This window comes from Leuconostoc sp. BM2 (genome assembly GCF_002095565.1).
In the GTDB taxonomy this organism is placed as follows: domain Bacteria; phylum Bacillota; class Bacilli; order Lactobacillales; family Lactobacillaceae; genus Leuconostoc; species Leuconostoc falkenbergense.
The window spans coordinates 1-13,773 of the sequence record NZ_MOWQ01000039.1 but is presented as its reverse complement, the minus strand read 5'-3'; the positions used below and the strand labels follow the sequence as shown (position 1 = coordinate 13,773).

Genomic DNA, 13,773 nt, shown 5'->3' with positions numbered 1-13,773 from the left:
AATTATTACAACAATCACCGGATCAAACAAAAACTCAATGGTTTGTCGCCGGTTCAATATCGACAACTCACCACTGAGTCTGTTAGTTAATTAATTTTATTTTGTCCAACTATTGGGGTTCACTTCACATTTGGTTGCCTTTTTGAGTATCACTTACGCTTACCGCGACGTGCCTTTTTAATTTTACGTTGCTTTTCTTTTTCAAGTGCCACAGCTGCTTCTCGTTCGCGACGAATTTTGAATGGGTTTTGCAAGAAGAACGTTTGTACAGTTTGGAAAGCGTTACCCACAACCCAGTAAAGTGACAATGCACTAGGCACTGCCAAGGCTGAGAAGAAGATAATCACTGGGAATAGGTAAGGCATTGCCTTAGTTATCCCATTTTGGTCTGGATTGGATTGCATTGACAACCATGATGAAGCAAAGGTGAATAATGCAGCCAATACTGGCAAAATGTAGTACGGATCGTTACTACCTAATTCTAACCATAAAAACTTACCTGATCGCAACACCGGTGAATTCCAGATTGACTGGTACAACGCAATCAAAATTGGCATTTGAACAATCAATGGTAGCATTGAGGCGAATGGATTAACGCCAGCATTTTTATATAATGCTTGCTGTTCCGCCATCATTAATTGACGACTTTCCGTATCTTTCCCCGGATATTTGGCTTGCAGGGCCTTCAATGCTGGCTGGACCACTTGCATTTTCATCATGGAACGGACTTGATAGACCATCAATGGCAAAATCAAGAAGCGAATGAAAATCGTGAACAGGATAATACCCATACCATAATTGTTACCAAACCAACTTGATGCGCCTAAGATGGCACGGGTGAAGACGGCAACAATGGCACTCCAAAAACTATGGGACGCAACTTGTCCATCATAGGATAAGCCAGAAACAATAATCAAACCCAATGCCACAACTGACATCACTAATGGCATAGGGCCAATACTCTTTAAAATACTCTTTAAAATATTCTCAAAACGTTTCATGCATTCTCTTCTTTCAATATCTTAGCCAATTTTAACACATGAATCATCTGCTCTTTTAAGAACTTTTGACTTTGATGTGCGGCGGCTGGTCGCGCAATCACTAATAAATCCAACTCTTGAGGCATTTGTGGTTTTAATTCTAATAAACTCTGTCGTATGCGCCGCTTTACCCACACTCTGTCATGGGCCTTACCGACTTTTTTGCTAACAGATAAACCAACACGAAAGTGCTTTTGGTCAGTTTTAGCCATTTGATAGACGATAAAATACTTATTCGCTACCGAATGATGCTTATTAAAAACCTGTTGAAATTCTTCTGGCTTTTTTATACGGAATGTTTTTCTCATAACGTGACGCGGCTCCCTATTATGTACGCGGTTGACCCGCATTCAAAATTAGATTTGCCAAAGCTGCCTGAGTACAGGTATCAGCTTCAACTTGTAAATAAAAAAGCCACTGCAGAGCAGCGACCTTGTTAGGCAGATAGAACCTTGCGGCCCTTTGCACGACGGCGAGCCAAAACTTTACGACCGTTGCTCGTGCTCATACGCTTACGGAATCCGTGTACGCGTTCACGATGACGCTTCTTTGGTTGGTATGTACGCTTCATGTGTGTTCACCTCCAATCGCGATTTTTACCTGCAAAAACTTTGCAATTCGCTAATAATCATACCATGAATTCAAGCCAAGCACAAGTAAATCAAAGTTTTAGACTTAGCCTTAATTATTGTTTAACTTTTGTAGGATCAGTTGGCACTGAAATTTTGCCAGCTAAAATTTGTTGTTTTGCTTTTTGTGCTGCTTGCCAAGCATTGTCTGGCATGCTGTCACGTGCAATATCGACACCTTTTTCTTTCAAGCCATAAGTAACTGTTTTGCCACCGGGGAAGTTACCTTTTTTACCTTGATTAGCCACCAAAACGACTGCATTATCAACACGTTTGATAGCTGACGCTAGCGTAAAGTTGCTCTTTTGGCCATCTTTGGTAGTGTAGTTACCATCAGCTTTTTGGTCCATATCAACCCCAACGACCCAAACTTTTTTGTCTGCAGTAGTTGCTTGGTTTTCAGCCTTAGCTTCAGCAAAAACACCGTTACCAGTTGCACCAGCAGCTTGGAATATCACATCAACACCGCTCGCATACATTGCAGCAGCAATTGTCTTACCTTTAGCCGCATCCGTAAATGTGTTGGCGTACTGTGAAACAAATGTTGCCTTAGGATTAGTTGCCAATACACCGGCTTTAAAGCCGGCTTCAAAGTGATTTAACACCTCACCTTTGACACCACCAACAAACCCAATTTTACCTGTTTTTGAGGCTGTTGCGGCAGCAACACCTGCTAGATAAGATGATTGTTCCGATTTGAACATAATTGAAACAGCGTTTTTATATGGTACTTCTGCTTCAACCATGGCAAATTGCGTCTTAGGGTTGGCTTTGGCAACTTGTTTCATTGCTGGGCCACCCATAAAACTAATACCAACAACTAATTTGTAGTTGGCCTTAACAGCTTGTTGCAAGTTAGACTTAATTTCTGAGCTATCGTTTGACACAAAGTAAGAATAGCCATTAACACCTTGTTTGAGCCCATTTTGTTCGCCGTATTTTTTAATACCAGCCCAAGCGGATTGGTTAAAAGACTTATCATCAACACCGCCAGTGCTAGTCACTAGCGCTACACTATAAGCGCCCTTTTTACTAGCCTGATTGTTGGTGATAACCGCGGCACCAATGCCAATAACTGCAACAGCGGCGACAACTGCGCCGACTAAGGTAGAACGTTTCATATCATATCCTCCGACTATGTATCTCTCGGTATACATAGAAAATTTTGTGTTGACACACTGTCTACCATATTAGCAACTATTTACTAAAAATGCAACAAATTATGACGAGAATGCCGCCCACAATTTCACAATTGCTTGTACGCCCTCATCCCCATGATCGACACTTAATTTTGCAAACAATTTTTCTGCTAAGACTGTATTAGGGAGGTCAATATCCATTTCTTTGGCGGCATCAAGTGCAATTCTTAAGTCTTTGAGCAAATGTTTGGCATAAAATCCGGCAGCAAAATCGCCTTTTAATACACGTGGCGTGTAATTATCAATTGACCAAGAACCAGCAGCCCCTTGACGCCAAACATTATAAGCCGTTTCTAAATCTAAGCCAGCTGCTTTAGCGTACACCAAAGATTCTGCCATTGTTATGACGGTTGCGGCAACACCAATATTATTGCTCATCTTCATATGTTGCCCTTTACCGGCAGTACCCACATGCACATTTTGTTGCCCAATGCTTTCAAAAACAGGTTTAACGGCTTCAAACACATCAGCCTCACCACCAACCATAATAGTTAGGGTGCCGGATTTCGCACCAATATCACCACCAGATACTGGTGCATCTAAGACTTTAAAGCCTAAATCCGCACCAGTCTGTGCCAGTTGTTCAGCTAAATGTGGCGTCGAAGTGGTCATATCCACTAAAATAGTACCCGGTTTAGCACCGGCAAAAATCCCATCATCTCGGGTCCAAACATCTTCAACATCTTGCGGATAGCCAACCATACTAAAAACAATATCGGCTTGTTGGGCAACTTCTGCTGGTGTATCCGCCCATACGGCGCCATGACTAATCACTTCATCTGCCTTTGATTGGGTGCGATTATAAACCGTGACATGATATCCAGCTTTGAGCAAATTATTAATAATGCCCGTTCCCATCACGCCAGTGCCAATAAATCCTAATGCCATAATAATGCCTCCTTACAGGTATTATAAAAGCACTGCACAACTGCAATGCTTTTTTATGATAAATGCGTTATCTTCTGAATTGTTTTCAACACACCGCTGTTGTTATTATCATCAACTGCTGTTTGATAATCACCCGTGATGCGTGCGTTTGGCATTTTGAACGGTTGCCCAACCGCGCATAACATTTCAACATCATTGCCACCGTCACCAAAAGCGACAACATCTGCCATATCAATGCCGTGGCTTTCTGCTAAAATGTTGAGAGCTGCGGCTTTATTAACCCCAGCCGCTATAATATCAATCGCACCAGTCCCCGTTTCCGTAATGTGGACATCAGCGCCTAATGCAAGCCGCGCGTCACGATAAAATTGAGATTCATCAAAGTTTTGCCAGCTCATTGTTACTTTATATATTGGCTCCGGAATGTCTGTGACATTTTCAAAGCGAACAATATTTTTAAAAAATTTGAAATAACGTTCACTATTTTGAATGTCGGCATACTGTGGCAAATAAGCCGTCTCATCAGTCGAAAAGACCAAACCACGATCGGGTTGAACATCATAGTGGGCTAAAAAATCTTGAATGCGTGCTAACGTCTTCACCGACAAAGCCTTTGAAAACAGCACTGAACCATCACTTTTAATGACACGCGCACCGTTATTAGTCACAAAATTAATCGGTTCATTCAAAAAGTCTTTAAAAATAACGTTGATTCGCTCTTGATGAACGCCAGTTGCAATGGCAAAAGCAATATTTTGACGTTTCAATTGACTCAAAACACGCCGAAATAACGTTTGGTCAAACTTCTTGTCATCTGTCAAAAACGTACCATCTAAATCAGTTGCAATAAGCTGAATTGTCAATAGTCCAAGCTTCCTTTATTCAATGGGTATTCTAATTCACCAGAACGGTCTGGTGCCTCTGACACTAGTTTACCTTTATAATAAACGGTTGGCAAATTTACCGCAGTAATATTTTCAAGCGGAGACTGATCCATGACGATAAAATTGGCCAAAGCGCCTACTTTTAGGTGCCCATATTCGGATTCAATATGTAATAATTCAGCACCATTAATTGTAGCCGCTTGTATGACTTGGGCCGGTGTTGCACCCGCCATCACCATCAATTGCGCCTCTAACGCCGTATCATTGAAGCCATTGAGCGGTGATCCGGCATCTGTCCCAAGTGTTAATTTAACACCGGCTTTTGCATATTGACCTAAAGCGCGCATGTGTCGCGGCGCCCATTTATAAGCTGTCTTGACCATCCATTCTGGTAAAATGCCATCCCCACGTTTGACAATTACATAGGGTGCTATCAGCGTTGGCGTCAGTGTTGCACCCGTTTTAAGAAACAAATTAATCGCTTCATCATCAGCATCAAAAGCATGTTCAATGCCATCAGCGCCAGCGCGCAAGGCAATTTTAACGCCTTCAAGCGCTTCTTCGTGGACTGCCAAACGAGCATGAGATTTTTCATGAACTGCTTGAGCAGCTGCTTGTATTAACTCAAATGACATTTGCACATCATCAGGTTGTTCATCAGGGCTAAAAGCAATGCCGCCACTGGCAAACAATTTGATGTTATCAACACCTGCTAGAAAATGACCACGCACGGCAGCCCGCATCTCGGTAGGCGTTGCAACCACGATCCCTTGCTTTGAGCCATGACCACCAACTGTTGTAATTGCACGCCCAGCAGTTTGTAAGCCAATCAAGTTTTGTTGCTCAGCCCGCTTGGCAATGTCAATATCTAAATCATTTGTCGTTGCTAATGCTCGAGCAAACGCTACACCATTTTGTTGCAACGTTTGAAGATTTGCCAAACCATTTTGAATCCGTTCTTCATCAGTTTTGACCAACTGATTAGCACCAACAGGAAATACGCGATTAGCAATGTGCACATGCGTATTAATCAGGCTTGGCATGACATAGTGATCCTGCAAATCAATTGTTTCTAAGCTTGAAAAATCACTTGGCACATCATTTGTTCCACGTGAAACAATATGATCATTCGCCACCACGAACCATGCGTTTGGTCTAAAAACCTGTTCATCTTCTTGGTATAGTCGCGCATTTGTAAATAATTTTGCCATTACAAGTTCTCCAAAATGCGTTGTGCAATGACAGCACCTTCTCGCAAAATCACCGTGTTAACACCCGGACGAGGAATCACAGTACCAAACCATTTTTTACCTTCAACAGGAATGCCATACAAGTACAAATTGGGAATGTGATCCCCATTTGCATCAATGACTTCTAATGTTTGGCGATCAATATTAGCAGCACCCAATGTCCAACTTGTCCCATCTTGGCGGACCAAGGTTGGCGAAACGAGTGTCCCTTTATCACGCAAATTAACTAAAATGGGGTTGACCGCGATTGCCATGTTAGTTGCACCTAATCTTGCTTCCACTAAGGCATTCCCGTGGTATTCTTGTTGTCGGCTATCTCGTGCAACAAACTCACCGTCCTCGGTTGTCACCTTGATTTGTGAGGCGGTAATATCGACAATACCGGCTTTTATCAACGCACGAAGTTGTTCGACACGTAGTAATGGTGGTCCAACTGATACCAAAACGTCCAACGGACGGAATTTGGTCAAAAACTTTTCATAATCATCAACTGAGAAATAATCATGTTCCACAACATAGCGTACACGATCACGCATGTCACGCAGAATGTCAAACGCACCAGCAAATGGTGCTGATTTATTGCCCAAACGTGCGTCAGCAATATTCGCAGCCAAATGCGATAGTAACCAAGTGCGATAATCCGCATCATGTGGTAAATCACGAGCTGGATTACGTACCAAATCAATATCTAATGATGGTATATCACTCAAACCAAATTCAGCAGCTGTGGCATTCAAGTCACCACTCGTTAACAATGCCACTTTAAGTGCTTCAGATTGATCATACGTCAGATTACTTTGCCCACTATTAATGCGATTTAGCAAGTGTTTATAGGTTAATTCCTTAACCACTAAACTTTCAAAAGCCTCATAAGACATTTTACCGTCGCCAGCAGCGCGTAGCGCGTCAAGAGCAGGTAACGTAAAGAAAGTTGGCTGGTATAACTCACTAGCGTCTTTTTCATTGACACCCCGCGCATGTAGCGGGAAACCACCGCGTGAACCAGCAATGATATGTGGTTCACGACCAGATGGTTGATAAATCAACTCTCCGGAATCATCACGGACAAAAGTCCCACCTTTGCCAATCGAAAGTGCCGCTAAATAATCAAAAAAGCTCAATCCCAACCCGCGTATAATCACGCGATTCTTTTCTGTCAAACCTGACAAATCAGCTTCTGATGGATGGGTTGGTCCAATATAAGGCAAGTGATGTTCATCGGCAAATGCCTTAAAATCAGCTTCCTCAGGTGTCAATTCATCATCAGAGTGACCCAATGCCATGACGACTTGATCTGCTAGTATCTGTGTCCCATCACCTAGTGTCACTTGAAATTTCGTCCCAATTTTAACTAAATCGGCCACAGTTTGTTTCGTATAATTAAGCGTTTGATTTCCTTTGACACGTCTTTTTAACCATTCAAAAAACCAAGCCGCATAGATGCCCATGATACCACGCGTTGCGAAATCACCAGTATGTGTCAGCTGCAAAATTTCATTCGCATAGGCACTATCAAATTCTGGGTGTTGTGCAATAAAATCACTCGCTTCGGTGGTTAACCATTGAAAGAGACTTGGTCCTGAAAAAGGCTTGCCACCGTTTTCAATTGAATCATCATTGAACAGTGTCACTTGGTCAATGACTGTATTCATCAAAAATAAGTTATTTTGTTTGATTGCGGGGTCCCAAACACGACCACCGATGGCGTAAGGATCAAAGATTTGTACATCAAGTTGATTGTCACTGTCATCCAAATTAATAAGGCGCTCAGCTACCGCTAAACCGCGCGGACCGGCACCAATGATTGCTACTTGCATTTATATTCTCCCCAGCGTATCAAATCAACCTAACTAAGGTTTCAATACTGATTTATTATTAGTCACTCACTATTATAATGGTTTAACCGGTTATTTTCAAAGTACGGTCTTTACTTGTCTCTGTTGAAAATATATCGTCTTAATTTATGACGAGAACTTGATGAAGACAACGCTTTAGAATTATAAAATAAAAAACACCTCGCAAGTTTTTTCACTTTCGAGGCTACCTTTATTCAGCAGAGAGGCTTAGTTTTTAACATGGTTTCGTGCTACCAATTGCTGTTTTTTCAAATAAATAACGATAAACGGAATGGCAATCACTAAAACACTCAACAAAAATTTAAATAGGGATTGATTGACTGATTGGCTTTGTTCAATTTTTTTAATATAGTCAAAAATATAGTAGCCGAGGAAAAATTGCTGCATAATCGAAATTATTTTTATCAAGATACCGTTAGCGGCCGTTACGGTATCCCAGCGAATCATCAAAACGCCAAATCCCATACTTAACGGCATACTGAGCGCAGCGATTGTCTTTTGATCCATATAAATACCGATTAAAAATCCAATTGCATTTAAATATAGCCCCATTATGAGTAGCAAAATAACTAACATAACTAAACTCAAATTAATTAACAAAGATTTAAATAAGACGCCAGCAGCTAAGATAACAAAAACGATACAGGCATTCAAAATAACTTGCACGATAAACTGATCTGTTATCCAACGTTTGATACTATAATGCGAAGTTTGAGATTGTAATTTATAAAACTGATAGGTATCACATATTTTTTTGGAAAAAGTCACAACAGAATTACCCGAAATACCGATTATCGCAGCAATTGTAAACCACAAATAACGATTGACCGAATGATGTGCCGCGCCGTTAAAAACACTTAACATCATTAAATACCACGCCAATGGGAAAACGACTGTAAACAAAATAAAACGTTTATTTCTGAATGTATCTTTGATTTCTATCCAAGTAATCATTAAGTAGCTCCTTTAATTATTGATTCATGAGACGATACCAGTGTTCAATCGTCTGATTATTAGAGTGAATATTGGCAACTGATTCATCTGACTTAATCACACCATCTTTTAGTAAAACGACGCGTGTAAAGTAGTTATCAATTTGATTGAAATCATGTGGGTGACAACACTGCCACCCACATGATCCAAATAATCCCAAAATAAATCAATTGACTCTAAATCCATGCCCACTGTTGGTTCATCCAATATCAACAGTTTTGATGGTTTAATTAATGTTAAAAGTAATGCTAAACGCCGTTTTTGTCCGCCGGAAAGTTGATCCACGATCACTTCAGATTGCTCGGTAAGTCTAAATTTTTTGAGCATAGCGTCTATGTTGATCTTTGAGTAGGCATCATATATTTTCAAAGATAAAGCAATTTGTTCACGTACCTTTAAAGACCCAATCAAACAGTTTTCTTGCGTCATAACACTGAGGTCATCTTGCGCATTAAAATGTTTAACGACACTACCTTTATCTGGAATGATATTGCCCAAAATCGTATTAACAATTGTTGTTTTACCTGATCCATTGCTGCCCAACAAAGCGATACGATCTCTACCATAAATAGATAAATTGACATCCTTTAAAACAGGATTTTTGAATGATTTGTTTAAATTTTTCAGCTCCAATATTAAAGCATCGCCGTGTGTATGACCAGCAAGTAAAAAATCTAAGTTGACCGAAAATATTTCTGAAATAGAAATCAGCTTATCAATGTTAGGTTCTGATTCTCCATTCTCCCACTTAGATATTGATTGTCTAGAGACAAATAATTTTTGTGCTAACAATTCTTGTGACAAGTGCTTTTTTTGCCGCAAGGCGCTTAACTGCGATTTGAAAATGTTTTCCATACTTAATATTATTCTCCGTGATCTTGATTCATCAGCTGATAAAAATGATTATACATGAACAATTTAGTCAATAAACATTTTCTCACAAAAGTCGTGTATAGACTTTTTTGCGGAGGTCGCAACCGTTAGTTGCACCGTATTATCAATCGAAAACTGGGTGTTTTTTATCGTTTCCCTTAGCATAATCGCCCTCATTTATTAGGTTTTATTTTTGGTCAGTTTATATTGACTTTTAAGATTTTGACAAACACGGTTGCATACAAAATACCCCAAAAGCTATTATGCTTTTGGGGTATTTTGCGACATGAATTAACTATGATTAACAGAAACTGCTTTTTTTTGCCCATAGTAAGCATTTACGCCGTGCTTGCGATAATAATGCTTATCAAGTAAGTATTGGGGCACATGAATATCCGAACGCGTCGATTGCAGCGCATGATAACTGATTTCTGCTGAAACTTCTAATACTTTAGCATTATATACAGACTTTGAGGCATTGACGCCCCATGTAAATGGTCCATGCTGGCTGACTAGAACAGCAGGTGTCGCATCAGGATCAATCTGCCTTTGCTCAAATTCTGACACAATGACTTTTCCTGTATTTAACTCATAAGCTGATTGAATTTCTTCTTGGCTCAAAGCTGGCGTGCACGGAATATCACCATAGAAAGTGTCTGCATGCGTCGTGCTAACAGCAGGAATATCCATTTGAGCAGCAGCAAAGGAAACGCCCCATGGTGAGTGTGTATGCGTAATGCCACCAATGTTTTTGAAATGCCGATACAGATAGGCATGTGTCGGTGTATCACTAGAAGGGTTTAGATCCCCTTCCACAACGTTACCATCTAAATCAACCACTACCATATCATCAGGCTTCAAATCTTCATAGGCAACACCAGATGGCTTAATCACAAATAGTCCTTTTTCACGATCAATTCCCGACACTTTACCCCAAGTAAATGTTACCAATCCCAATTTAGGCAAAGACATATTTGCTTGATATACTTCATTTTTTAGTTCTTCTAACATCATACTACCTCTATTAAAATACCTGCTTGGGTCAATAATTCAAGAATGAAATCGTGTGCTTTTTTGACTTGGTCAACACAATCTTTGTCTCGTTCTGACCACATCTCTATCGTAAATGTGCCTTGATAACCAAGCCGCTTCAATGTTTTAAATAATCCTAAAAATTCAACATTACCTGTTCCAAACGGCACATTTTTAAACTTACCGGGTGTATTTTCTGTCACAGCCAAGGTGTCTTTGACATGAACAGCAACGATATTTTCAAATCCATCAGTCAAATCTTCCCCAGGATTTACCTGCGGCCATGCTGAAATATTACCGATATCAGGGTAGGCCTGCAGCCACGGTGACGAAATATTTTGTTTGATTTTTCTGATCTTTCCAATTGAATTAATAAAGTCATCGTCCATCGTTTCAATCGCAATCATAACCTGATTCGCCGCTGCAAAATCAACTACTCGCTGTAAATTCTCAATAAAATTCTCACGGGTGAGTGCTGTTTTGGCATGATAATACTCATCATATCCAGCAATTTGAATATTTCTTATTCCCAATTTTTTAGCTAAGATAATTGCTTTTTGACACATACTGTATGCCGCATCATAAAGGATAGGATCTTGTGAACCTAGAGGAAATTTACGTAATGCTGATAGCATCATTGTGTCGATTGAAACACCCGATTCATACGAATTTTTTAGTAGGCTAAATATGTCATTGTCCGACCAATCTAGGCGCGCAATACGCTCATCACTTTCGTCGATTGATAATTCAATAAAAGAGAAACCTTGCTGCTTAGCAAATGCCAATTTTTCCCGCCATGATAGTTGGAACGGTAAGGATTTTTCATTAATGCCCAATCGCGCCATCGTTATGCCCAGTACTTTCCAATTTCATCTTGGAAGGCTTGTGCAGCAGCTGCTGGATCATCTTGACCCGTAATGGCTCTACCAGCAATGAATGTATACACTGGCACATCTTTAAACAATTTAATCGTGTCTAAATTAAGGCCCCCAGTCACAGAAACTTTGAACCCCATTGAAATGAACTTTTTAACAATGTTAAGGTCTTTTTCACCCCATACTTCACCAGCCAATAAGGCGTCTCTGCTCTGGTGATAAATGACTTGTTCAATACCGATTTGTTGCCATTTTTCAGCCAAATCCCAATTCCATGCTGAGTACAATTCAACCTGTATCCCATCAAGAACCGACTTTGCAGATTTCATTGTAGCAATTGTTGCTGAATCAATAACTATCATCAAATCAGCTCCGGCGTCTTTTGAATTTTGCGCCACTGTTGAGCCAGCATCCGCACACTTGGTATCAGATGCAATAATTTTATCAGGAAACATCTCTCGTAAAACACTAATGGCCTGTTGTCCCGCCTGCAATTCAAGAATCGTGCCAACTTCAACAATGTCAACAATCGGCCCTGCTAAATGCGCAATTCTTGCAGCATCAGCTAATGTATTTTGATCTAAAGCAATTTGTAGATTAGGCTTCGTCATTTTTTTATCCTCACTTCTTGTATTTCTCTTCAAAATCAGTTTCGTCAACAATTCGTTGGGTGATTTCTTTGTCACTCATAACATTTTTGACACCGACCACTGTCACGCCTTTTTTTGCGGCATCTTCAAACATGTCCACAAAGTTAAGTGGTGTGAAAACGGCATCATACTGGCTTGCCGTTGACTTTCCTTCGGCAATACTTGTGTGGTTAATTTTTGATACCGGAATGCCAAGCTTTTTCATTGATTTTTCAACACTTTTCATCATCATCAAGCTTGTACCCGAACCATTAGCGCAAGAAACTAAAATATTCATTATTATTCTCCTTTATTAAAGCAAATTAATTTTTTATTCAAGACCCTTATTTTCTTTATAGGCATCATAATCTTCAACCATCAAGAAATAATTTTTAGGATCCTTACGATATTCCAGTTGTGGAATTAGAAGTAGAATTGCAGCTACCACGACAACACCGAAGTAACCTAGATACTTCAAGATAACTGTGAATCCTGGCCAAACAGTATCCCAGTCAAACATACCCAAGTAACCACCGAACTTTGACATACCAATCCAAGTTGAGATTAGGGCTGCGCCAGCAACTTGTATAATGCCTGAGAAAAATGGCAAAATCATGGCTGCTTTAGCACCAGCTCGGTTGTTGGCAATAACACCAAACACGGCATTATCGAAGAACAACGGAATAAATCCGGCAATAATAATAGTTGGCGAGTGGAAAATCATCAGTGCCCCTATGGCTAAAAATTGTCCTAATGCGCCAAACAAGAAACCAATTGTCACAGCATTTTGTTCACCAAAGGCAAATGTCGCTGCAACATCAATACCAGGTACAGAATTTGGTAGGATCGTATCACTAATACCAGTGAAACTTTCAGTTAGTTCCCCAACGAATGTTCGAACACCCAGTTGCAAAATTGCTAAGTTAACAGCGAAGCCAAGGGATGTTGTGAGAATGTAGAAGAAGAAGCTCGCACCTTGAGCTAAGCCAGAGGCCCCTTTACTAGTAATGAATAGTTGATGGAAATAGTTTTCTCCTAGTACGAACATAATGATGCCAAAGAATAGAAACATTAATATCGCGGTGGCCACCATATTCTCATTAAATATTTTCAAAAAACCAGGTAAAGTAATATCTTCCAAGCGCTTAGAAGATGGCTTGTTCTTCTTTTTTTCAGAAGAACTCATCTTATCTGCTAACCATGCTACCAATGCAATCCCAAACATTTGCTGATGGGCAATTGCGAAACCGCCACCATCAGTAAGTCTTTGAATTGGCTTGATTGTCATGTTAGATCCAACAGCCCAATATAAGCCAAGCAACACACCCATAACAAGCAAAACTTCAATTCGTCCAAGACTCGGAATCGCAAATAGTAAAATCCAAAACGCTGTTGCTGCTTGCTGTACCTGAACATTTCCAGTTGTAAATACAGCACGTAATTTTGTATATGGTAGATTGTAAAATTAAACCGAACACTTGAATAAAAAAGCCGCAGCGCCTTTAATGGTAATTGTCTAAAACAACCATAAAGGAACTGCGACTCATGACTAGTTTATCATCTCAAGAACGCACTGTCATTCAAACTTTACTCGAATTGAATTATTCTGTTCGTGCCATTGCGCG

At 40.2% G+C, this 13,773-nt stretch carries 15 protein-coding genes and 2 pseudogenes; 2 read left to right on the top strand and 15 right to left on the bottom strand.

Annotated features, from left to right (window positions below):
• On the top strand, window positions 1-90 hold a 90-nt coding region (locus BMG01_RS11670), incomplete at its 5' end, for an IS3 family transposase (RefSeq protein WP_143470296.1).
• Window positions 91-149: 59 nt separating this feature from the next.
• On the opposite strand, the gene BMG01_RS08980 is transcribed toward BMG01_RS11670, so the two are convergent.
• The 15 genes and pseudogenes from BMG01_RS08980 to BMG01_RS08910 form a co-directional block, all read right to left on the bottom strand.
• Entirely contained in the window at window positions 150-1,001 is an 852-nt protein-coding gene (locus BMG01_RS08980; protein WP_004913485.1) for a YidC/Oxa1 family membrane protein insertase, read from the bottom strand.
• Window positions 998-1,348, bottom strand: a complete 351-nt coding sequence (rnpA, locus tag BMG01_RS08975) for a ribonuclease P protein component (RefSeq protein WP_004913483.1) — start codon at window positions 1,346-1,348, stop codon at window positions 998-1,000. The genes BMG01_RS08980 and rnpA overlap by 4 nt, the downstream gene beginning before the upstream one ends.
• A gap of 128 nt (window positions 1,349-1,476) precedes the next feature.
• The gene (gene rpmH / locus BMG01_RS08970; RefSeq protein WP_002816117.1) at window positions 1,477-1,611 is read right to left on the bottom strand and encodes a 50S ribosomal protein L34; all 135 of its coding nucleotides are present in this window, start codon (window positions 1,609-1,611) and stop codon (window positions 1,477-1,479) included.
• A gap of 114 nt (window positions 1,612-1,725) precedes the next feature.
• Window positions 1,726-2,790 (bottom strand): BMP family protein, encoded by a 1,065-nt coding sequence (locus tag BMG01_RS08965; protein ID WP_004913479.1) that lies wholly within the window; start codon window positions 2,788-2,790, stop codon window positions 1,726-1,728.
• 99 nt (window positions 2,791-2,889) lie between these two features.
• On the bottom strand, window positions 2,890-3,756 hold the full coding sequence (locus tag BMG01_RS08960; protein ID WP_004913477.1) for an NAD(P)-dependent oxidoreductase: 867 nt from the start codon (window positions 3,754-3,756) through the stop codon (window positions 2,890-2,892).
• A gap of 53 nt (window positions 3,757-3,809) precedes the next feature.
• The gene (locus tag BMG01_RS08955; protein WP_004913475.1) at window positions 3,810-4,619 is read right to left on the bottom strand and encodes an HAD-IIB family hydrolase; all 810 of its coding nucleotides are present in this window, start codon (window positions 4,617-4,619) and stop codon (window positions 3,810-3,812) included.
• Window positions 4,616-5,851 (bottom strand): amidohydrolase family protein, encoded by a 1,236-nt coding sequence (locus BMG01_RS08950; RefSeq protein WP_004913473.1) that lies wholly within the window; start codon window positions 5,849-5,851, stop codon window positions 4,616-4,618. The genes BMG01_RS08955 and BMG01_RS08950 overlap by 4 nt, the downstream gene beginning before the upstream one ends.
• A complete protein-coding gene (locus BMG01_RS08945; RefSeq protein WP_004913471.1) occupies window positions 5,851-7,707 on the bottom strand; it encodes an FAD/NAD(P)-binding protein in 1,857 nt (618 codons plus the stop codon). The genes BMG01_RS08950 and BMG01_RS08945 overlap by 1 nt, the downstream gene beginning before the upstream one ends.
• A 246-nt stretch (window positions 7,708-7,953) precedes the next feature.
• Window positions 7,954-8,700 carry a hypothetical protein gene (locus BMG01_RS08940; RefSeq protein WP_004913469.1) on the bottom strand — a complete coding sequence of 249 codons (747 nt, stop codon included), beginning with the start codon at window positions 8,698-8,700 and terminating at the stop codon, window positions 7,954-7,956.
• A gap of 16 nt (window positions 8,701-8,716) precedes the next feature.
• A pseudogene (locus BMG01_RS08935) lies at window positions 8,717-9,594 on the bottom strand (ATP-binding cassette domain-containing protein).
• Window positions 9,595-9,903: 309 nt separating this feature from the next.
• On the bottom strand, window positions 9,904-10,623 hold the full coding sequence (locus tag BMG01_RS08930) for an L-ribulose-5-phosphate 4-epimerase (RefSeq protein ID WP_004913461.1): 720 nt from the start codon (window positions 10,621-10,623) through the stop codon (window positions 9,904-9,906).
• A complete protein-coding gene (locus BMG01_RS08925) occupies window positions 10,623-11,489 on the bottom strand; it encodes an L-ribulose-5-phosphate 3-epimerase (RefSeq protein ID WP_004913457.1) in 867 nt (288 codons plus the stop codon). Before BMG01_RS08925 ends, BMG01_RS08930 begins: the two co-directional genes overlap by 1 nt.
• 2 nt (window positions 11,490-11,491) lie before the next feature.
• On the bottom strand, window positions 11,492-12,130 hold the full coding sequence (locus BMG01_RS08920) for a 3-keto-L-gulonate-6-phosphate decarboxylase UlaD (protein ID WP_004913453.1): 639 nt from the start codon (window positions 12,128-12,130) through the stop codon (window positions 11,492-11,494).
• Window positions 12,131-12,140: 10 nt separating this feature from the next.
• Entirely contained in the window at window positions 12,141-12,446 is a 306-nt protein-coding gene (locus tag BMG01_RS08915; RefSeq protein WP_004913450.1) for a PTS sugar transporter subunit IIB, read from the bottom strand.
• Between the two features lie 33 nt (window positions 12,447-12,479).
• Window positions 12,480-13,598 (bottom strand): annotated as a pseudogene (locus tag BMG01_RS08910) (PTS ascorbate transporter subunit IIC); the annotation flags it as partial.
• A gap of 95 nt (window positions 13,599-13,693) precedes the next feature.
• Here BMG01_RS08910 and BMG01_RS11020 point away from each other — a divergent pair.
• The coding region (locus BMG01_RS11020; RefSeq protein ID WP_143471347.1) for a helix-turn-helix domain-containing protein at window positions 13,694-13,773 on the top strand (80 nt) is incomplete at its 3' end.

Bases quoted from the DNA above. Each gene is read 5' to 3' on its own strand.
- BMG01_RS08960 (WP_004913477.1), bottom strand. From the start codon at position 3,756: ATGGCATTAGGATTTATTGGCACTGGCGTGATGGGAACGGGCATTATT.
- rpmH (WP_002816117.1), bottom strand. From the start codon at position 1,611: ATGAAGCGTACATACCAACCAAAGAAGCGTCATCGTGAACGCGTACAC.
- BMG01_RS08945 (WP_004913471.1), bottom strand. From the start codon at position 7,707: ATGCAAGTAGCAATCATTGGTGCCGGTCCGCGCGGTTTAGCGGTAGCT.
- BMG01_RS08950 (WP_004913473.1), bottom strand. From the start codon at position 5,851: ATGGCAAAATTATTTACAAATGCGCGACTATACCAAGAAGATGAACAG.
- BMG01_RS08925 (WP_004913457.1), bottom strand. From the start codon at position 11,489: ATGGCGCGATTGGGCATTAATGAAAAATCCTTACCGTTCCAACTATCA.
- BMG01_RS08940 (WP_004913469.1), bottom strand. From the start codon at position 8,700: ATGATTACTTGGATAGAAATCAAAGATACATTCAGAAATAAACGTTTT.
- BMG01_RS08965 (WP_004913479.1), bottom strand. From the start codon at position 2,790: ATGAAACGTTCTACCTTAGTCGGCGCAGTTGTCGCCGCTGTTGCAGTT.
- BMG01_RS08915 (WP_004913450.1), bottom strand. From the start codon at position 12,446: ATGAATATTTTAGTTTCTTGCGCTAATGGTTCGGGTACAAGCTTGATG.
- BMG01_RS08930 (WP_004913461.1), bottom strand. From the start codon at position 10,623: ATGTTAGAAGAACTAAAAAATGAAGTATATCAAGCAAATATGTCTTTG.
- BMG01_RS08920 (WP_004913453.1), bottom strand. From the start codon at position 12,130: ATGACGAAGCCTAATCTACAAATTGCTTTAGATCAAAATACATTAGCT.
- BMG01_RS08980 (WP_004913485.1), bottom strand. From the start codon at position 1,001: ATGAAACGTTTTGAGAATATTTTAAAGAGTATTTTAAAGAGTATTGGC.
- rnpA (WP_004913483.1), bottom strand. From the start codon at position 1,348: ATGAGAAAAACATTCCGTATAAAAAAGCCAGAAGAATTTCAACAGGTT.